The sequence below is a fragment of the Enterobacter sp. C4G1 genome, assembly GCF_052886895.1.
Genome location: NZ_JBQVVV010000002.1, coordinates 893,617 through 911,811, shown reverse-complemented (window position 1 = coordinate 911,811; position 18,195 = coordinate 893,617). Strand labels below are relative to the sequence as shown.

The following is an 18,195-nucleotide window of genomic DNA, read 5'->3' as shown; positions in this document are numbered from 1 at the left end:
CCAAAGGTATCATAGTATGCTTACTATATTCGACATTGTAAATGCTCAGGAAGATTGTTTTATTCTTGTGGGAAAAAATGGAAGCGGTAAAAGTATTTTGCTTTACGATCTCGCGGAGAGTTTGCATAATTCAGGTTACAATGTTATTGCTGTTTCAAATACACTGTTTGATAAATTTCTCGTGCACCCTAATAGCGATCAGTACGAATATATCGGGGGTAAATTAGGACGTTACTTTCCTGCTTTAGCCATAAAAAGAACTATTTCCGCAAATAGATCAGATCGAGTTGGTCGTATTTTTACAGTGCTCAGGAGGATAGGTTATGAGCAAAGAATAGGCGTAAGGGTTAAATTTAGTAGAAAATTTAAAGATGTATTTAGATCTCAGCCTGATAGAATGGGAAATCATTATCAAGCTTTCTTTGATAACATAGGTGAAGATATTCCAGAGGCGCTGATGTCCGCGCTAAATAAGGCCGTGTATAAAACAGGGGATGGGTTAAGTGTATTGGAGTGGTTAGAGGGTGAAGGCAATATTTTTTATGAGAGCGATTTTAACTCCTATTTGCAATTGATAAGGTTTGAGCGGTTGTTGAAAAAAGCTAAAATCATCTCTGCTATCGAGGTTTTTCTGAGTAAGGATGGCGTTACTTTTCCTCTGAGTCATGCAAGTTCAGGCGAGCTTTCCTTTATAGCTCTTCTGGTTCACGTCGCTTTTTGTGTTACGAATAATTCGTATATATTCATTGATGAACCTGAAAATAGTTTGCATCCACAATGGCAAAATGAATATTTAGAATTATTAAAGGAAGTGATTGGATATAACCGATGCGTGATTGTTGTAGCTACTCATTCCCCTTTAATCGTTACCTCTCTTGCAGCACAAGATAATGCTGTTATTTTTAAGCGAACAGGGAAAGGATTCGAAAAAATCGAAGCTTACGATGATAATGCAGAAGAAGTATACATTGATTATTTTGATACGTTAACACCTAAAAATAGAGCGTTATCGAATAGATGTGTTGGGATTTTAGACGATTACACATTGGGGAAAATAACTTTAGATGCAGCGAAAAAACGATTATCGACGTACGGAGAAATGTCGAATGATTATGCTCAGACTGAGTTTCTTTCAGGTGTTGAGGATATATTGGATGATATAAATAAAAACAAGAGGAATCACCATGGCTGATTTCTCATTTACCAATGAAGAAAAGGAATTAATAAAGAATGCAATTGCTCAGGGGCATGGTTTTTGGAGCGATAAATCTTTAGATGACGTCAAGGGACGGTTGAAGGATTATTTAAGGCTGCGCCAGGTAGAGGTTTGTTGTTATTGTTCAAGGAATACAGATGATGAATTTAAAATGGCGTTGGATATTGAGCACATAATACCCAAGTCTGTCTTGGTTTCTGAAATGTTTGAATTAAATAATTTGGCAGCATCCTGTAAACGATGCAATATGAGAATCAAAAAGGATGACGTTTCTTTTATTAATGGGGAGATAGAAGCCTTTAAAACTAGGGGAGGGTATTATCTCTCCGAGAGCTATAAGTTTTTACACCCCAATCTTGATGAGTGGGATGGTAATTTGCATTATTACGTTGTGCAGCGTAATAATAAAAAAATGGTTTATTACAATGTAGTTGAAGGAAGCGAGAAAGGTGAATATACGAAAGAATATTTCCGATTGGCAGATATTCAAGTAAATACTTTTGACGAAGTACAGGAAGCTACAGTGAGAAAAGAGCCTGTAGACCCTAATGTGGCTGATAAGTATATAAAATTAGTTGATGCTATGTTGGGTAAAAGTTAAAGAAGCGGGCAGTTTTTTACTTGAAAGTCTCGCTTAAGAAACAATTATAAAGTTTTCAAAATGTAGCCGTTATCTGTTAACGGCTTATTTCTAGACGTTTGTTGTACTACTGCTCATCCAATTTACCTCGTTTGCCGCAAGCTCTGTCCGGCGGCATCCTTTCCCCATGAATAATCTAAATTCTCTGCAGGAAATCGCTCGCGCGATCCGCAATCTTATCCGCACCGGCATCGTGACCGACGTCGACCACGACGAGGGGCTGTGTCGTGTCCAAACCGGCGGCATGGAAACCACCTGGCTGAACTGGCTTACCTGTCGCGCCGGTCGCTCGCGCGTATGGTGGGCTCCCTCCGTTGGTGAGCAGGTGCTTTTACTGGCTGTTGGCGGCGAGCTCGATACGGCGTTTGTGCTGCCCGGCATTTTCTCTGACGACCATCCCGCGCCGTCTGCCTCCCCTGATGCGCTTCACGTGTCCTTTCCTGACGGGGCGGTTATCCAGTACGAACCCGAAAACGGCGCGCTCACCGTGTCCGGTATCAAAACCGCAGACGTCACCGCGTCGGATTCCATTACGGCCACCGTGCCGGTGGTGCTGGTAAAAGCGTCGAGCCGCATCACGCTCGATACACCGGAGGTGGTTTGTACCAACAAGCTGACGACCGGCACGCTCGAAGTGCAGAAAGGCGGGAAGATGAGCGGGAACATCGAGCACACTGGCGGGACGCTGAAATCAAACGGCGTGCAGGTGGATAACCACGCGCACGGCAACGTACAGAGCGGCGGAAGCTGGACTAAGGGGACGCAATGACGGTGCGTTATCTGGGAATGAACAGCCAAACCGGGCTCAGTATCTCTGAGGTTGAGCATATCCGGCAAAGCGTGCGCGACATTCTGGTCACGCCGGTTGGCTCGCGCGTCATGCGTCGTGAATACGGCTCGCTCCTGTCGCAGATGATTGACCAGCCGCAGACTCCGGCACTGCGTCTGCAGATTATGGCCGCGTGTTATTCCGCGATCCAGAAGTGGGAGCCGCGCGTCAGCCTGACAACCATCACCTTTGAACGGTCGGACACCGACGGCGGGCTGTATGTCGATATCACCGGAACGCGCTCGACATCGAGCCAGCCGTTTTCCATCACCATTCCACTGAGTTAAACGCTATGGCAATTGTTGACCTGAGCCAGCTCGCCGCGCCGGATGTCGTGGAAGAACTGGACTATGAAACCATCCTGAGCGAACGAAAGGCGACGCTCGTCTCGCTTTACCCCGAAGACCAGCAGGAGGCAGTCGCGCGCACGCTGACGCTTGAATCTGAGCCGATTGTGAAGCTGCTGCAGGAAAACGCCTACCGGGAGGTTATCTGGCGACAGCGCGTCAACGAGGCCGCGCGTGCAGTGATGCTGGCTTATGCCGCCGGTGCTGACCTCGACCAGTTAGGGGCAAACGCAAGCGTCGAGCGCCTTGTCATTACCCCTGCAGATGACACCACGTTACCGCCAACGCCCGCCGAAATGGAGTCGGACACTGATTATCGTCTGCGCATCCAGCAAGCCCCGGAAGGGCTGAGCACTGCAGGCTCAACCGGCGCTTATCAGTTTCATGGCCGCAGCGCCGACGGGCGGGTCGCAGATATTTCCGTCATCAGTCCCGAGCCCGCGTGTGTGACGGTCTCGGTGTTGTCCCGCGAAAGTAACGGCGTGGCCTCTGGTGAGTTGCTCGCCATCGTGCGCGCTGCCCTGAACGATGAGGACGTGAGGCCGGTCGCTGACCGCGTGACCGTGCAGTCGGCGAGTATTGTCGACTATAAAATCACCGCATCGCTTTACCTTTACCCTGGCCCCGAAAGTGAGCCGGTGCTCAGTGCCGCGAAAACAAAGCTGCAGGCGTACATCACAGCGCAGCACCGGCTCGGGCGTGATATCCGTAAATCAGCCATCTATGCCGCGCTCCATGTCGAAGGGGTGCAGCGTGTCGAGCTGGCCGAACCGGTAGCCGACATCGTGCTCGATGACACGCAGGCGTCATGGTGCAGCGAGTACAGCGTCACTATCGGGGGCAACGATGAATGATACCCGCCTGTTGCCGGTGGGCTCGTCGCCACTTGAGGTGGCGGCGGCGCGTGCCTGCGCTGACATTGAAAAAACACCCATTCCGCTGCGCCGACTCTGGAGCGCTGACGACTGCCCGGCAAATCTGCTGCCGTGGCTGGCGTGGGCGTTTTCTGTCGACCGGTGGGATGAGAACTGGCCGGAAGCCACCAAACGGGAAGTGATCCGCGCGGCACGGTTTATTCATGAGCACAAAGGGACGATTGGTGCGGTGCGCCGTGTGGTGGAGCCGCTCGGTTACCTGATTAACGTTACTGAGTGGTGGGAAGCTAACGACCCTCCCGGCACGTTTCGCCTCGATATCGGGGTGCTGGAAACCGGTATCACCGAGGAAATGTATTACGAAATGGAGCGGCTTATTGCGGATGCCAAACCCGCCAGCCGCCATCTTATCGGCCTCACCATTATTCAGGATATTCCGGGCTATCTGTACACCGGAGCCCTGACCTATGACGGCGATATCATCACGGTTTACCCCGGATAAGTGAGCATAAAAATGACAGTGAAATATAAAACGGTCATCACCAAAGCCGGTGCGGAAAAACTGGCCGCAGCAACCGTCCCGAACGGGAAAAAGGTGAATTTTACAGCGATGGCTGTCGGTGACGGTAGCGGCACGCTGCCGACCCCGGATGCCAGCCAGACAAAACTCGTGCGTGAGGTCTGGCGTCACACCCTGAACAAAGTCAGCCAGGACAATAAACATAAAAATTATGTCGTGGCTGAGCTGGTCATTCCCCCGGAAGCCGGCGGTTTCTGGCTGCGCGAAATGGGGCTTTATGATGACACCGGCACACTGATTGCGGTCGGCAATATGGCCGAAAGCTACAAGCCAGAACTGGCGGAAGGGTCAGGGCGCGCGCAAACCCTGCGAATGGTCATCATGGTGAGTGATATCGAGTCGGTCGAGCTGGCCATTGATACCACACTGGTGATGGCCACGCAGGACTATGTCGACGACAGGCTCGCGGAGCACGAACAGTCGCGCCGCCACCCTGACGCCTCGCTCACTGCAAAGGGTTTCACTCAGTTAAGCAGTGCGACCGACAGCATGTCTGAGGCGCTCGCCGCGACGCCGAAAGCGGTTAAGGCTGTGCGTGACATTGCCGACGGGAAATATACGGCTCAGGACGCGACCACGGCGCAAAAGGGTATCGTCCAGCTCAGCAGTGCAACCGACAGCACGTCTGAGGCGCTCGCAGCGACGCCGAAAGCGGTTAAGGCTGTGCGTGACATTGCCGACGGGAAATATACGGCTCAGGACGCTTCCACTGCGCGTAAGGGTATTGTCCAGCTCAGCAGTGCAACCGACAGCACGTCTGAGGTGCTCGCGGCCACGCCGAAAGCGGTTAAAGCGGCGAATGATAATGCGAACACGCGTTTTCCAATCGCCGGGGGGTGGCTGTCGGGGACTACTGGTGTCAAAACTACTTTGGGATCTATTTCCTTCGGGGTGGGAAATACGGATGTTTATATTCAAAACGGGACAACTAATAAATATCTTCAGCTTGGTCATGATGGCGACCTGAAATATAGCGGAAGTTATGTTTACCACGAAGGGCATAAACCAACAGCCAGTGAAGTAGATGCTGTTTCTGCCTCTCAGGGCGGCACTTTTGGGAAAGAAGTCCGGTTCACTGGGGGCTTGAGCGTCCGCGCCGCAACCGGGATTTATTCCGGGGATGATGCTACCGGATTTACCAGTAATAACATGCTTCTTAAATCGTGGTTTGGTATCGGCTTTTATTGCACGCAGACTGAAGCCCAGGGGGTGACGGGTTATATCAATACCCGCAACGGCCAGCTTGAAATGAAGGGGCAAATCATCCCCGGCGATTATACAAATTTTGACGGGCGTTTTATTAAGCTTGCCGGAAGCCTGAATATCACTGGCACGCTTCGTAGCTCAGCAGAGTTTCAGACGACCTCTGCTAACAGTTATCGCATGGTTGGCGGCAACTACGGCACATTCTGGCGTCAGGATGGTAGCAATTTATATCTCATGCTGACTAATAGCGGCGACCAGTACGGGGCTTATAACAGCCTTCGTCCTTTTGCTATCAATCTCGCAACCGGCTACCCGACTATGAGTCGATTGGGTCTAAGCGATTACGCCAACTTTGATGCTCGTTATTACACCAAGACACTCTCAGATGCCGGGTACATGGCAAAAACAGGCGCTTACACTAAAGCGGAAAGTGACGGGCGATTCCAGCCTAAGGGGAGTTATGCCGCCCCGGATACAGCCGGAGTCAGCGGAAACGTCCTGTGGTGGAAAAGCACGGCGACGGGTGTCATCAAAATGATGGGGCAGACTGCAAGCGTAGGGAACAGTGGCCGGGTCACCTTCCCGTTTGCTTTCCCGAATAAGTGTTATGGGGTTGTACCCACCCGAAATAATGAAAGCGGTCAGGGGGCGGCGATGCAGCCATACAGCGTGGATACAACGGGATGGAATTTACGTATCGCTGGCGGTGGTACTGAGACGGTAATGTGGACAGCAATGGGACATTAAGACATGACTATGTATTTTAGTGCATCAACCAATGGGTTTTATTCTGACCTCTGGAAAGAATCGTATGAAAAAGCGGGGACATGGCCTGCTGATGCGGTAGAGATTTCAGAGAACTGGCATGAGTATCTGGTCAGAAAGCAGGGCGGCGGAAAGAATGTGTCAGCCAATGAGTACGGCCAGCCGGTACTGTCAGACCAGCCGCCGCCAACAAGGGAAGAGTTAATCAGCCAGGCAGAAGAGACCAGAGCTACGCTGATGGCATCGGCAAGCGAGATTATTATGCCGCTGGAAGATGCGAGCGAGCTCGATATCGCCACCGACGAGGAAGCGGCAACGCTTTTGCGCTGGAAGCGTTACCGGGTGATGTTAAACCGACTCGATATCAGCGCTGCGGCATCAGTCGAATGGCCTGAATTACCCGCCTGACCTGAGCCCTCCACCCGGAGGGCTTTTTGTTTGTTGTGTTATCCCTCCACCAACGTCATTGCATCGCGCCTGCGTGCCACTCATCAGAAAATAGTTGCTCCACTTCACCACGGAGTTTAACGGATGGGCGACTATCATCACGGCGTCGAGGTCATCGAGATTAACGATGGCACGCGCACCATTTCCACTGTCTCGACGGCCATCATCGGCATGGTCTGCACGGCCAGCGATGCTGACGAAAAGACATTCCCGCTTAATGAGCCGGTTCTGATTACCAGTGTACAAACTGCGATCGGGAAAGCTGGTACAAAAGGCACGCTGGCAAAATCCCTTCAGGCCATCGCTGACCAGTGCAAACCGGTCATTGTGGCGGTGCGCGTTCCCGAAGGTGTCGAAGACCCGGAAGACCCGGAGGCGGCGCAAAAACAAACCATTTCCAACATCATCGGCACGACCGACGAAAACGGCAAATATACCGGGCTGAAAGCGCTGCTGACCGCGAAAACCGTCACCGGCGTTAAGCCGCGCATTCTCGGTGTGCCGGGGCTGGATTCTCAGGAAGTGGCGACCGCGCTCGCGTCGACCTGCCAGAGCCTGCGCGCATTTGGCTATGTCAGCGCGTGGGGCTGCAAGACCATTTCAGAAGCGATGGCCTATCGCGAGAATTTCAGTCAGCGCGAGCTGATGGTCATTCACCCTGATTTTCTGGCGTGGGACACCACGGCGAATGAAACCGATATTGCATGGGCAACCGCCCGCGCGCTCGGCCTGCGCGCCAAAATCGACCAGACAATCGGCTGGCACAAAACGCTGTCCAACGTCGGCGTGAATGGCGTCACCGGTGTCAGTGCCTCAGTCTCATGGGATTTGCAGGAACAGGCCACCGACGCCAACCTGCTCAATCAGGCCGGTGTGACAACACTTATCCGCAACGACGGCTTTAAATTCTGGGGCAACCGCACCTGCTCAGACGATCCGTTATTCGTGTTTGAGAACTACACCCGCACGGCACAGGTGCTGGCCGACACGATGGCGGAAGCGCACGCGTGGGCGATGGATAAACCTGTCACCGCAACGCTTATCCGCGACATTGTCGCCGGTATCAATGCCAAATTCCGCGAGCTGAAAAACAACGGCTATATCGTTGACGGCACGTGCTGGTACGACCCGGAGTCAAACAGCGTGGAAACGCTCAAAGTGGGGAAACTGTATATCGATTACGACTACACCCCCGTCCCGCCGCTGGAAAATCTGACCCTGCGCCAGCGCATCACTGATACCTATCTGGCGAACCTGTCAGAGTCGGTTAACAGCTAAGGAGCCCGGAGCATGGCACTACCACGCAAACTGAAATACCTGAATATGTTTAACGACGGCCTGAGCTATATGGGCGTTGTTGAATCCGTCACCCTGCCAAAGCTGACCCGTAAGCTCGAAAAATACCGGGGCGGCGGGATGCCGGGCTCGGTGTCCATTGACCTCGGTCTCGATGACGATGCGCTGTCGCTGGAATGGACGCTCGGCGGTCTGCCTGATGTCGAGCTGTGGGCGCAGTATGCATCCCCGGGCGCGGATAGTGTGCCGCTGCGTTTCACCGGCTCTTATCAGCGCGATGACACCGGCGCGATTTCCGCCGTTGAGGTGGTCATGCGTGGCCGTCACAAAGAGTACGACGGCGGCGAAAATAAACAGGGGGAAAGCGGCTCGACCAAAATGTCGACCGAGTGCGCTTACTACCAACTCACAATTGACGGCAAAGAAGTCATCGAGATTGACGTCATCAACATGGTGCTGAAAGTCGACGGCGTCGACCGTCTGGCAGAACACCGTAAGGCCATCGGCCTGTAACCCCTTAACCGGTCAGCCAGGCTGGCCGGTCATCTGACTTTAAGAGAGCAATATCATGAAAAAAAACACCGAAACCGCCATCACAGAAACCACTACCGAAACCAAAACACCTAACGTTGTGATCCTCGATAATCCCCTCATGCGAGGTGAGCAGAAAATTGAAAAGGTGACCGTTTCAAAACCCAATGCGGGAACCCTGCGTGGGGTGTCGCTGGCATCGCTAGCAACCTCTGATGTTGATGCGCTGATTAAAGTGCTGCCGCGCATGACTTACCCGGCACTCACTGAGCCTGAAATCGCCCGTCTTGATGCATCCGACCTGATGCAGTTCGCTGCTGAGGTGATTGGTTTTTTGTCACCATCTTCGGCTCGCTGAAATTTCCCGACAATCTGTCGGTCGATGACCTGATGGCGGATATCGCAGTGATTTTTCACTGGCCGCCATCAGAGCTGTATTCCCTGAGCGTGACCGAGCTCATCACATGGCGCGATAAGGCGCTACAGCGAAGCGGAAACCACCATGAGCAATAACGTCAGACTTGAGGTGCTGCTTAACGCAGTAGACCGGGCAAGCCGACCGCTTAAAGCTATCCAGACCGCCAGCAAATCCCTTGCTGGCGACATCCGCACTTCACAAACCAGCCTGCGCGACCTCAATGCGCAGGCGTCCCGAATTGACGGATTCAGGAAAGCGAGCGCACAGCTTGCCGTCACCGGTCAGTCGCTTACCAAAGCGAAACAGGAGGCCGCTGCGCTGGCCGTCCAGTTTAAGAGCACGGAAAACCCCACGAATGCGCAGGCGCGCGCAATGGAGGCGGCAAAGAAATCCGCTGCTGACCTGCAGCTCAAATATAACGGGCTCAGGCAGTCGGTACAGCGCCAGCGCACCGAGCTCGCGCAGGCCGGGATAAACACGCGCACGCTGTCGGCGGATGAGCGCCGTCTGAAATCCAGTATCAGCGAGACGACCGCGCAGCTTAACCGGCAACGTGATGCGCTGGCGCGCGTCGGTCAGCAACAGGCCAGACTCAGCGCGGTTAAAAGTCGCTATGAATCTGGGCAACAGCTCGCCGCCGGTGCGCGTAATGCCGGGATGGTGGGCGTCGGGGTGGCGACTGCCAGGCTGTATGGCGCATCGCGTTTTATTGCACCGGGTATCGGTTTTGATAAACAGATGTCAGGCACACAGGCGATCCTCGGTCTCGATAAGGGCGATGACAAGCTCGCGGCCATTCGTCAGCAGGCGCGCGATATCGGTGCGACAACGGCCTTTTCGCCGGGTGATGTGGCGCGCACGCAGACCACGCTCGCACGCTCAGGCTATAACGCCGATGACGTGCTGGCCGCGACCGGGTCAACCGTAAACCTGAGCCTCGCGGCTGACGTGGATATCGCCGAAGCCGCCGACATTATCACCAATATGCAGTCGGCCTTTAACCTGCCGACCACGGAGATTGAGCGCGTCGCGGATGTGATGACAAAAGGTTTTACGTCATCCAATACCGGCCTTGTCGAGCTGGGCGAGGCGATGAAGTATGTCGCGCCTATCGCGGAGGCCGCAGGGGCGAGCATTGAAGACACGACCGCCATGCTCGGCATTCTGGCTGATAACGGGATAAAGGGCTCGATGGCTGGTACGGGGGCTAGTGCCATTTTCAACCGCCTGCAGGCACCGATGGGTAAAGCCGTGGACGCCATTGCAGAGCTGGGCGTGAAAACCCGCGACAGCAAAGGGAACATGCTGCCGGTCGAAAAAATCCTCAAAGATATTAATAAGTCCTTCGTGAAAAATAAGCTCGGAACGGCTGAGCAGGGCGAATATCTGAAAGTGATTTTCGGCGAGGAAGCCATGAAGGGGGCGATTAAGCTGGTCGCCGCAGCCGGTGATGGCTCGCTCGATAATAAGCGCCAGCAAATACGTGACTCGAAAGGCACGACTGAGCTTATCGCGAAAATCCAGACCGATAACCTCGACGGCGACCTGAAAAACCTGCAGTCAGCGTGGGAAGATTTGCAGATTGAGGTATTCGATAAAGAAAACTCAGCGCTGCGCCGCCTGACGGTTTCCGCGACCGATATGCTCGGGAAGGTTGCCGCCTGGGCGAAAGCGAACCCTGAACTGACGCAAACGCTGTTTACTGTGACCGCCGGTGCACTGGCGCTGGTCGGCGTGCTGGGCGGGATTGGTCTGATTGCATGGCCGGTCATCGCCGGGATTAACGGGATTATTGCTGCAGCCGGTGTGCTGGGTGTCGTTTTCAGTACCGCAGGGACTGCGATTGTCGCCGCCGTAGGGGCTATCAGTTTGCCGGTGGTGGCCGTGGTCGCTGCCGTGGTGGCCGGTGCGCTCCTGATACGTCAATACTGGGAGCCACTGAGCGCATATTTCTCGGGGGTCGCTGAGGGGCTTAAGGCTGTAATCGGGCCGTTAAGTGAAATGTTTTCGCCACTTATCCCGGTATTCGACGCCGTGTCGGGCAAGCTGAAAGACGTCTGGCAGTGGTTTACTAACCTGATTGCGCCGGTTAAGGCAACGCAGGAATCCCTCGACGGTTTCAAAAATGCCGGTGTGGAGTTTGGTCGAGACCTCGCTAATGCGCTGATGGCTCCCGTCAAACTCTTTAACTTTCTCGGTGGAAAGGTTGACTGGCTGCTGGAAAAGCTCGGGGTTATCAAAAAAGAGTCGGGCGACATCGACCAGACTGCAGCGAAATCCGGTGCTGCAGCCGGTGCGCAAAACGAGTCTTATATCCCGGCAACGTCAGCATATGGAGGTTATCAGGCTTATCAGCCAGTAACTGCGCCTGCTGGCCGGTCTTATGTTGACCAGAGTAAAAGCGAGTATCACATCACCCTGCAGGGTGGCGTTGCGCCGGGTAGCGACCTTGAGCGACAGCTAAATGACGCCGTCGAGAAATTCGACCGAAAAGAAAGGGCGCGCCAGCGTTCAAGTATGCGCCATGACGGATGAGGGCTAAAGCATGTTAATGGTGTTGGGTTTATTTGTTTTTGAGCGACGCACGCTGCCGCATCAGTCGATGCAGTATTCGAAGGATTACCGCTGGGCATCAAACGACCGCGTCGGCAAACCCCCGGCTTATCAGTATCTCGGGGAGGGCGAAACCTCGCGCACGCTGTCGGGTGTGCTTTACCCTGAAATCACCGGCGGTCGCCTGTCGCTGACGGCTATCGAACTGATGGCCGACGAGGGCAGGGCGTGGCCGATGATTGACGGAACGGGCATGATCCACGGCATGTATGTCATCGATAAAGTGACCCACACGCACAGCGAATTATTCAGCGACGGCGCGGCCAGAAAAATCGAGTTTAGCCTGTCGCTAAAGCGGGTCGATGATTCACTCGCAGCTATCTACGGCGACCTGAAAACGCAGGCCGACAATCTGGTGACGTCTGCCGGTAACTGGCTGGGAGGGCTGGCAGGATGATAACCGGAATGAAAGTACAGGCCGGGGCGCTCATTGCCCCGGCGTTTATGCTCACGTTAGATGGCGATGATATCACGCAGAATTTCAGCGACCGGCTTATCGGTCTGACGATGACGGACAATCGCGGATTCGAGGCTGACCAGCTCGACATCGAGCTCGATGATGCCGACGGGCTGGTCGAGCTGCCGCCACGCGGTGCAAAGCTGACGTTGTGGTTAGGCTGGCAGGGCTCAGCCTTGCTGAATAAGGGGAGTTTCACTGTCGATGAAATCGAGCACCGGGGCGCACCTGATACGCTGACCATCCGGGGGCGCAGTGCTGATTTTCGCGGGACGCTGAACTCACGCCGGGAGCAGTCATGGCATGACACCACACTCGGGGTCATTGTGGAGACCATCGCGGCACGCAACAAACTGACGGCCAGTGTGGCCGACACGCTGAAAGCGATCCCCGTCCCTCACATCGACCAGACGCAGGAATCCGACGCGGTGTTTCTGTCCCGTCTGGCCGACCGCAATGGTGCAACGGTCTCGGTAAAAGCGGGAAAACTGCTATTCATCAAAGCAGGTAGCGCGATGACGGCCAGTGGGAAACCTATCCCGCAAATGACTGTCGAAAGAGGCGACGGCGACCGGCATCAGTTTGCCATCGCCGACCGGGAGGCATACACCGGAGTTACGGCTAAATGGCTGCACACCAAAGACCCGAAACCGCAAAAGCAAAAAGTGAAGCTACAGCGTAAACCGAAGGTGCAGCACCTGCGCGCACTGGAGCACCCGAAAGCGGCCAAAACCACGACCAAGGCCAAAGCCAAAAAAGAGCAGGAAGCCCGCGAGGGCGAATACATGGCCGGTGAGTCAGATAACGTGCTGGAGCTCACGACCATCTACGCAACAAAGGCGCAGGCCATGCGCGCCGCTCAGGCGAAGTGGGACAAGCTGCAGCGCGGTGTCGCGGAGTTTTCAATTTCGCTGGCGTTTGGCCGTGCTGATTTATTTCCCGAAACGCCGGTTACGGTGAAAGGCTTTAAGCGCGTCATAGACGAGCAGGCATGGATTATCAGCCGGGTGGTGCATAGTCTTAACGGGAACGGCTACACGACAGGCTTAGAGCTTGAGGTTAAGGTTTCGGATGTGGAGTACGAGAGCGAGGAATTAAATCAATAAAATTGACTTAAGTGTTTGTTATGTAAGGTGTTAATGGTTAAAATTAATGCATCTGAAATTTAAAGAGGTGCTCGCTATGTTTCACTGCCCAAAATGCCATTACGCCGCCCACGCTCGCACAAGTCGCTATTTTTCTGACACGACCAAAGAGCGCTATCATCAGTGCACAAACATCAATTGCAGTTGCACGTTTGTCACCACTGAGACTGTCGAGCGCTTTATCGTTTCGCCTGGTGAAGTAGTACCAGCGCCGCCGCACCCGACACAATCAGGACAACAACAAATTCACTGGATGTGACCAAAAGAAAGCCCCTCAAATGCGGAGCTTTCTTATCGTTTAAATTTGTGAAGGTCGGCAAAGTGCCAGAAGCAGTCGTTGCTAACTATGACCAATATTCATCAATGGGCGCAGGTCAACGGTGCTAAGCGAGGTTCTGTTTTTCAAATTGTTCCGGGCTGAGTACAGGCTGAGTTCACGGCTGCGGCGGCTACGCCAATGCGTTCAGCAAGCTTCAAGGCTTCCTGACGGAACTCGGGCGTGTGCTGTTTGCGGGGCTTGTTGCCGGTTATGGCTGATTTGGTCATGAGTCACCTCTGGTTGAGAGTCTACTCACTTAGTCCCGTGTCAACTATTCGTAGGTAGGATCAGTTAACCGACTAAAATCATTCAAAATAATGTTGGCAGACGGTTGCCTAGGACATTAGGCGTTACCAGCGCCAGATTCAAAAGATTGGTTTTGGACCACACATAAACGATAGGAATACGTATTTTTCTCCTTCAATTACTGGCTCTCCTGAATGGAGGTAATCTGAGGGGAAAGCAATGCACTCACCTGTTGTTGGTTTGTGCCGAACATCCAGTAACGGAAACTCTAAGCAACCTCCTTCATACTCATCATTCAAATACAATGCGAGGCTTATGCAACGTTGCGGATGGCTTCTTCCCCAATCGGTATGTTTTTTAAAAAAACCTCCCGGGCTATATCGTACGAGTTGTGTGTCTTCAAGAGTTAATGGTGGTAGTGACCACTTTGTCCTAAGTACTTGAGAGAATAAGTCATTGGCAATCAGTTCAAACTTTGCACATAGGCTAGGAAGTTGCTGGTGCGATTTCACCAAACCATTTCGCGAAAACGTATCCAATATTTCCTTCTTTCCCTTTACATCATCAAATTCAGATACCGTTGCCTTCATCCACTGGTCAGCCTGCTGGTTTGCAGAAAAGATAATATCTGCACACTCTTTTGGAGAGTACATGTTCGCTGACACGATACCAGGGGCTATTTCCTTAAGCCACTCCACAAGGAGTTCCTACTGGAAGTACTACTTCATGCAATGTGCCGATTTCACCGCTCGTAGTTAGCTGTAAGTCTCGCAAAGCTTCAGTGGAGATATTAATATTATTTTCTCGTAAGATCGTTGAGATTGCTGCCAACAGCTCCAACTGAGCTCGCGGATTTGCCCGCAGCTGCGCACGGATTGAAGCTACTTCCTCGATAAGTACTTTATTATTACTCATTCTGATTCTCCTTTGGGTTGCGTCTAGTCGAAGCAGCCCTGACAGTGCCACCATTTATTTCATTTGTGTCCCTGAGAGTGAGCGAACACAATCATCTATTTGGCAGCGATTAGATAGAAAGCATCACCATATTGAAAATGTAGACTTCTGCATGGTGCTTTTCCACTGGGAAAAGCAAACTAATACCAACTTCCGCTCTTCGCTCAAAACTGCCTTTCAGGAAAGCTTAACGCGAGATTTTACCTGGCCCCAAGAGCGCTACTTTACAAAATGAAGTAAAACAAAGCCTTCATCTTTTGTTAACATCTGTTTTCCTGCGGTTATCAATCATCCTGACATACATCTCCCTAAATTCCTTATTCTGCTTGATTACCATTTCCTTGGGCAAGGATGCACGCTCATTATTCCATTCATTAACGATGTCCTCGCACTCCTTATAAGCATCATTAACAATATTCTCAGCAGGAATCGTAGTGTTGATATAGGGAATAGTATGTTTGTTCAAGCATCTAGAGATGGGAGGCCCATAATCATGGTCTTCGGCATGGAGGGGAAGAGCGAAAAGCAATGTAAACAGTGTTATAAATCTCATTTTCAGTTTTTCCTTGTAGAGACAATGTGGCCAGAAACTCCTGTCCTCTACGATAATATCGATTTTATGATGAATAGTTAGTCGCTGAAGAAAGTTATTATGCATATTCTATGACGGCATTACACAATGCCAGCCAAGTGAAAGCCATCCTATCTCAAAATCAGCTTGCGAAAGTTACAATGTCCGCACCTCGCTCATAGCTGACGGTCAACAGCATTCTAGTTGCTTTCTTAAGTTGTTCTTGCATATCTGTGGCAGTCAAAAGAAAAGCCCCGCATTTGCAGGGCTTCTTCTATCGATGTGGTCAATATGTGGACATGACCTGAAACAAATCCTTTTATTTCATTGTGTTAATGTGTTTTTAAAGGCTCCATCCGGAGCCTTTAGTGCATCAGAACACTTTCTTGAACGGACGCACGGTGACTTTTGCGTAAACGCCAGCCGCCACATACGGGTCAGCGTCAGCCCAGGCTTTGGCCGCCTCCAGGGATTCGAACTCTGCAATAACGGTTGAACCGGTAAAACCTGCCGCGCCAGGATCGTTGCTGTCTACCGCGGGCATTGGGCCTGCGGTTAACAAACGGCCTTCATCGTGTAACAGCTGTAAACGCGCCAGATGGGCAGGGCGCACAGAAAGGCGTTTTTCCAGGGAATCAGCTACATCTTCTGCATAAATCACATAAAGCACGGCGGAGCTCCTTAACCAGTAAAAGTGGCAATTACGTTATGTGAAAGCACAATTGACTGCAATGTAAAGATAACGACAATGTTACAACCCTGATCTGAATGCGCCTTTTTTGGCCTCTTATGCGCTTAAATCGCGTGAAGATAAAGTGTCTTATTGAATATGATTGCTATTTGCATTTAAAATCAACGTCTGGTTTTTTAACTCTGATGATTATGACTTCGATGACCCTAGATTTACCTCGCCGCTTTCCCTGGCCGACGTTGCTTTCCGTCGTTATTCACGGTGCTGTTGTGGCGGGTCTGCTCTACACCTCGGTTCATCAGGTTATTGAAATGCCAGCGCCCGCGCAGCCTATTTCTGTGACCATGGTAACGCCAGCGGAGCTTGAGCCGCCGCAGGCTGTCACACCACCGCCACAACCGGTTGCTGAGCCGGAACCCGAGCCTGAGGTTGTCCCGGAGCCGCCAAAAGAAGCGCCGGTGGTGATCCACAAGCCTGAGCCAAAACCTAAGCCCAAACCGAAGCCAAAACCGGTGAAAAAGGTTGAAGAGCGTCCAAAACGTGAAGAGCGCCCTGTTGAGACGCGTACCACTCAGCCGGTTGAAAACGCTGCGCCTGCGCGCGCAATGGCCAACAATACGCCAGCGGTGGCAAAACCGACACCAGCCGCGCCAGCAGGCCCGCGCGCATTGAGCCGCAACCAGCCACAGTATCCCCAGCGTGCTCTGGCTCTGCGTATTGAAGGGCGTGTTCGCGTGAAATTTGACGTTACGCCAGATGGCCGCCTTGATAACATCGAAATCCTATCTGCGCAGCCTTCTAACATGTTCGAACGCGATGTGAAAGACGCCATGCGTAAGTGGCGTTACGAAGCAGGCAAGCCCGGCAGTGGATTGGTTGTGAATATCGTGTTCCGCATGAATGGCGGGGCACAAATGGAATAAAAAAAAGCCTCCAGATTGGAGGCTTTTTTTTGTCTGGCATTAAATTGCAGGTAGCTGGCGGGGTTTGCCCTGGCTATCGACTGCCACATAAATAAACAGCGCTTCGGTAGCTTTATAACGCTGACCGATAGGCTCGGAAGAGACTTTTTTCACCCACACTTCAATGTTGATCGAAATTGAGCTGTTACCGCGTTTCACGCAGCGCGCATAACAGCAGACGACATCACCCACGGCAACCGGGCGAAGGAACGTCATGCCATCTACCCGAACGGTCACCACGCGTCCGTGTGCAATCTCTTTCGCAAGGATCGCGCCGCCCATATCCATTTGCGCCATCAACCATCCACCAAAAATATCGCCATTGGCGTTGGTGTCCGCAGGCATTGCCAGTGTGCGTAATACCAATTCGCCCTGAGGGGCGTCATTTGTTGTCATTGTTTTAACTCGTAACTGAAGACTTCAGGCGGGATGCTACTATGATTTTCGGCTGGTGAGAATAGACCAGAACGCCCGTAGGGCGAGCGTTCTGGTAAAAAACTGTCAGTGCTTATCGTCCTGAGGAATGTGGCGGTAAATATAAACGCCGCTTAAGAGCGTAAAAATAAGCGTCAGGGCGGTCAAGCCGAAGACTTTGAAGTTGACCCAAATATTCTGCGGCAGCCAGAAGGCGATGTAGATATTGGCCAGGCCACAAAGAATGAAGAACACCGCCCAGGCGATATTCAGTCGCGACCACACTTCCTGCGGGAGCGTCAACTCTTTACCCAACATACGCTGGATTAAAGGCTTTTTCATGACCCACTGGCTGATCAGCAGTGCACCAGCAAACAGGGCATAAATGACCGTAACCTTCCATTTAATAAACTCATCGTTATGGAAGAACAGGGTTAACCCGCCAAACACGGCGACCAGAACGAACGTGATCAACGCCATTTTCTCAACTTTGCGATATCGCACCCAGCTGTAGATAAGCACGATAGCGGTCGCAACGATCAGCGCCGTGGTGGCGGCATAAATGTCGTAGAGCTTATAAAACGCGAAAAATACGACAAGGGGTAAAAAATCAAGAAACTGCTTCATTCTGTGATTCCATCTTCTTCGTTGAGCCGGGTACAGCGACATACCC

Annotated in this window: 22 protein-coding genes and 1 pseudogene; 17 read left to right on the top strand and 6 right to left on the bottom strand. The window is 52.3% G+C overall.

Annotation, left to right across the window (positions count from 1 at the left end):
- Positions 1 to 16 precede the first annotated feature (16 nt).
- The 16 genes from ACT9TW_RS18335 (at position 17) to ACT9TW_RS18260 (ending at position 13,624) form a co-directional block, all read left to right on the top strand.
- Complete coding sequence (locus tag ACT9TW_RS18335) at positions 17 to 1,192, top strand: AAA family ATPase (RefSeq protein ID WP_446493302.1); 1,176 nt, start codon at positions 17 to 19, stop codon at positions 1,190 to 1,192.
- Positions 1,185 to 1,817: an HNH endonuclease gene (locus ACT9TW_RS18330; RefSeq protein WP_446493301.1), complete on the top strand. Its 633-nt coding sequence runs from the start codon at positions 1,185 to 1,187 to the stop codon at positions 1,815 to 1,817. Before ACT9TW_RS18335 ends, ACT9TW_RS18330 begins: the two co-directional genes overlap by 8 nt.
- Positions 1,818 to 1,983: 166 nt before the next feature.
- On the top strand, positions 1,984 to 2,625 hold the full coding sequence (locus ACT9TW_RS18325; protein WP_446493300.1) for a phage baseplate assembly protein V: 642 nt from the start codon (positions 1,984 to 1,986) through the stop codon (positions 2,623 to 2,625).
- Complete coding sequence (locus ACT9TW_RS18320) at positions 2,622 to 2,972, top strand: GPW/gp25 family protein (RefSeq protein ID WP_446493299.1); 351 nt, start codon at positions 2,622 to 2,624, stop codon at positions 2,970 to 2,972. The genes ACT9TW_RS18325 and ACT9TW_RS18320 overlap by 4 nt, the downstream gene beginning before the upstream one ends.
- Before the next feature lie 5 nt (positions 2,973 to 2,977).
- Positions 2,978 to 3,886, top strand: coding sequence for a baseplate assembly protein (locus tag ACT9TW_RS18315; protein WP_446493298.1), 909 nt, complete (start codon positions 2,978 to 2,980; stop codon positions 3,884 to 3,886).
- A complete protein-coding gene (locus ACT9TW_RS18310; protein ID WP_446493297.1) occupies positions 3,879 to 4,409 on the top strand; it encodes a phage tail protein I in 531 nt (176 codons plus the stop codon). Before ACT9TW_RS18315 ends, ACT9TW_RS18310 begins: the two co-directional genes overlap by 8 nt.
- 12 nt (positions 4,410 to 4,421) lie before the next feature.
- Entirely contained in the window at positions 4,422 to 6,440 is a 2,019-nt protein-coding gene (locus ACT9TW_RS18305; RefSeq protein ID WP_446493296.1) for a phage tail-collar fiber domain-containing protein, read from the top strand.
- Positions 6,441 to 6,443: 3 nt separating this feature from the next.
- On the top strand, positions 6,444 to 6,866 hold the full coding sequence (locus tag ACT9TW_RS18300; RefSeq protein WP_446493295.1) for a tail fiber assembly protein: 423 nt from the start codon (positions 6,444 to 6,446) through the stop codon (positions 6,864 to 6,866).
- 123 nt (positions 6,867 to 6,989) lie between these two features.
- Positions 6,990 to 8,183: a phage tail sheath protein gene (locus ACT9TW_RS18295; RefSeq protein WP_446493294.1), complete on the top strand. Its 1,194-nt coding sequence runs from the start codon at positions 6,990 to 6,992 to the stop codon at positions 8,181 to 8,183.
- Positions 8,184 to 8,195: 12 nt separating this feature from the next.
- Positions 8,196 to 8,714, top strand: a complete 519-nt coding sequence (locus ACT9TW_RS18290) for a phage major tail tube protein (RefSeq protein ID WP_166715563.1) — start codon at positions 8,196 to 8,198, stop codon at positions 8,712 to 8,714.
- A gap of 55 nt (positions 8,715 to 8,769) precedes the next feature.
- Entirely contained in the window at positions 8,770 to 9,090 is a 321-nt protein-coding gene (locus tag ACT9TW_RS18285; RefSeq protein WP_446493293.1) for a phage tail assembly protein, read from the top strand.
- 32 nt (positions 9,091 to 9,122) lie between these two features.
- Positions 9,123 to 9,245: a GpE family phage tail protein gene (locus tag ACT9TW_RS18280; RefSeq protein WP_006175769.1), complete on the top strand. Its 123-nt coding sequence runs from the start codon at positions 9,123 to 9,125 to the stop codon at positions 9,243 to 9,245.
- Complete coding sequence (locus ACT9TW_RS18275; protein ID WP_446493292.1) at positions 9,235 to 11,685, top strand: phage tail tape measure protein; 2,451 nt, start codon at positions 9,235 to 9,237, stop codon at positions 11,683 to 11,685. The genes ACT9TW_RS18280 and ACT9TW_RS18275 overlap by 11 nt, the downstream gene beginning before the upstream one ends.
- A gap of 10 nt (positions 11,686 to 11,695) precedes the next feature.
- A complete protein-coding gene (locus tag ACT9TW_RS18270; RefSeq protein ID WP_446493291.1) occupies positions 11,696 to 12,160 on the top strand; it encodes a phage tail protein in 465 nt (154 codons plus the stop codon).
- The gene (locus ACT9TW_RS18265) at positions 12,157 to 13,326 is read left to right on the top strand and encodes a phage late control D family protein (RefSeq protein WP_446493290.1); all 1,170 of its coding nucleotides are present in this window, start codon (positions 12,157 to 12,159) and stop codon (positions 13,324 to 13,326) included. The genes ACT9TW_RS18270 and ACT9TW_RS18265 overlap by 4 nt, the downstream gene beginning before the upstream one ends.
- A gap of 76 nt (positions 13,327 to 13,402) precedes the next feature.
- Positions 13,403 to 13,624, top strand: a complete 222-nt coding sequence (locus ACT9TW_RS18260; protein WP_023323577.1) for a DNA-binding transcriptional regulator — start codon at positions 13,403 to 13,405, stop codon at positions 13,622 to 13,624.
- A gap of 153 nt (positions 13,625 to 13,777) precedes the next feature.
- Here the strand turns inward: ACT9TW_RS18260 and ACT9TW_RS18255 are convergent.
- From ACT9TW_RS18255 to ACT9TW_RS18240, 4 genes and pseudogenes are all read right to left on the bottom strand, one after another.
- A pseudogene (locus ACT9TW_RS18255) lies at positions 13,778 to 13,911 on the bottom strand (IS3 family transposase); the annotation flags it as partial.
- Positions 13,912 to 14,049: 138 nt separating this feature from the next.
- A complete protein-coding gene (locus ACT9TW_RS18250) occupies positions 14,050 to 14,628 on the bottom strand; it encodes a 2OG-Fe(II) oxygenase family protein (protein ID WP_446493289.1) in 579 nt (192 codons plus the stop codon).
- Positions 14,615 to 14,845, bottom strand: coding sequence for a hypothetical protein (locus tag ACT9TW_RS18245; protein WP_063434837.1), 231 nt, complete (start codon positions 14,843 to 14,845; stop codon positions 14,615 to 14,617). Before ACT9TW_RS18245 ends, ACT9TW_RS18250 begins: the two co-directional genes overlap by 14 nt.
- Positions 14,846 to 15,828: 983 nt before the next feature.
- Positions 15,829 to 16,125, bottom strand: coding sequence for a YciI family protein (locus ACT9TW_RS18240; RefSeq protein ID WP_166715541.1), 297 nt, complete (start codon positions 16,123 to 16,125; stop codon positions 15,829 to 15,831).
- A gap of 221 nt (positions 16,126 to 16,346) precedes the next feature.
- Here ACT9TW_RS18240 and tonB point away from each other — a divergent pair, with 221 nt between their 5' ends.
- Positions 16,347 to 17,069: a TonB system transport protein TonB gene (tonB, locus tag ACT9TW_RS18235; protein ID WP_446493288.1), complete on the top strand. Its 723-nt coding sequence runs from the start codon at positions 16,347 to 16,349 to the stop codon at positions 17,067 to 17,069.
- A 39-nt stretch (positions 17,070 to 17,108) separates the two neighbouring features.
- On the opposite strand, the gene yciA is transcribed toward tonB, so the two are convergent.
- The gene (yciA, locus tag ACT9TW_RS18230; protein ID WP_446493287.1) at positions 17,109 to 17,504 is read right to left on the bottom strand and encodes an acyl-CoA thioester hydrolase YciA; all 396 of its coding nucleotides are present in this window, start codon (positions 17,502 to 17,504) and stop codon (positions 17,109 to 17,111) included.
- A 105-nt stretch (positions 17,505 to 17,609) separates the two neighbouring features.
- Positions 17,610 to 18,149: a septation protein A gene (locus ACT9TW_RS18225; RefSeq protein WP_446493286.1), complete on the bottom strand. Its 540-nt coding sequence runs from the start codon at positions 18,147 to 18,149 to the stop codon at positions 17,610 to 17,612.
- Positions 18,150 to 18,195 lie beyond the last annotated feature (46 nt).

Coding starts and splice junctions, on each gene's coding strand:
- ACT9TW_RS18265 (WP_446493290.1), top strand. CDS start 12,157: ATGATAACCGGAATGAAAGTACAGGCCGGGGCGCTCATTGCCCCGGCG.
- ACT9TW_RS18295 (WP_446493294.1), top strand. CDS start 6,990: ATGGGCGACTATCATCACGGCGTCGAGGTCATCGAGATTAACGATGGC.
- yciA (WP_446493287.1), bottom strand. CDS start 17,504: ATGACAACAAATGACGCCCCTCAGGGCGAATTGGTATTACGCACACTG.
- ACT9TW_RS18270 (WP_446493291.1), top strand. CDS start 11,696: ATGTTAATGGTGTTGGGTTTATTTGTTTTTGAGCGACGCACGCTGCCG.
- ACT9TW_RS18335 (WP_446493302.1), top strand. CDS start 17: ATGCTTACTATATTCGACATTGTAAATGCTCAGGAAGATTGTTTTATT.
- ACT9TW_RS18245 (WP_063434837.1), bottom strand. CDS start 14,845: ATGAGTAATAATAAAGTACTTATCGAGGAAGTAGCTTCAATCCGTGCG.
- ACT9TW_RS18275 (WP_446493292.1), top strand. CDS start 9,235: ATGAGCAATAACGTCAGACTTGAGGTGCTGCTTAACGCAGTAGACCGG.
- ACT9TW_RS18330 (WP_446493301.1), top strand. CDS start 1,185: ATGGCTGATTTCTCATTTACCAATGAAGAAAAGGAATTAATAAAGAAT.
- ACT9TW_RS18305 (WP_446493296.1), top strand. CDS start 4,422: ATGACAGTGAAATATAAAACGGTCATCACCAAAGCCGGTGCGGAAAAA.
- ACT9TW_RS18225 (WP_446493286.1), bottom strand. CDS start 18,149: ATGAAGCAGTTTCTTGATTTTTTACCCCTTGTCGTATTTTTCGCGTTT.
- ACT9TW_RS18315 (WP_446493298.1), top strand. CDS start 2,978: ATGGCAATTGTTGACCTGAGCCAGCTCGCCGCGCCGGATGTCGTGGAA.
- ACT9TW_RS18285 (WP_446493293.1), top strand. CDS start 8,770: ATGAAAAAAAACACCGAAACCGCCATCACAGAAACCACTACCGAAACC.
- tonB (WP_446493288.1), top strand. CDS start 16,347: ATGACCCTAGATTTACCTCGCCGCTTTCCCTGGCCGACGTTGCTTTCC.
- ACT9TW_RS18260 (WP_023323577.1), top strand. CDS start 13,403: ATGTTTCACTGCCCAAAATGCCATTACGCCGCCCACGCTCGCACAAGT.
- ACT9TW_RS18320 (WP_446493299.1), top strand. CDS start 2,622: ATGACGGTGCGTTATCTGGGAATGAACAGCCAAACCGGGCTCAGTATC.
- ACT9TW_RS18325 (WP_446493300.1), top strand. CDS start 1,984: ATGAATAATCTAAATTCTCTGCAGGAAATCGCTCGCGCGATCCGCAAT.
- ACT9TW_RS18300 (WP_446493295.1), top strand. CDS start 6,444: ATGACTATGTATTTTAGTGCATCAACCAATGGGTTTTATTCTGACCTC.
- ACT9TW_RS18310 (WP_446493297.1), top strand. CDS start 3,879: ATGAATGATACCCGCCTGTTGCCGGTGGGCTCGTCGCCACTTGAGGTG.
- ACT9TW_RS18280 (WP_006175769.1), top strand. CDS start 9,123: ATGGCGGATATCGCAGTGATTTTTCACTGGCCGCCATCAGAGCTGTAT.
- ACT9TW_RS18290 (WP_166715563.1), top strand. CDS start 8,196: ATGGCACTACCACGCAAACTGAAATACCTGAATATGTTTAACGACGGC.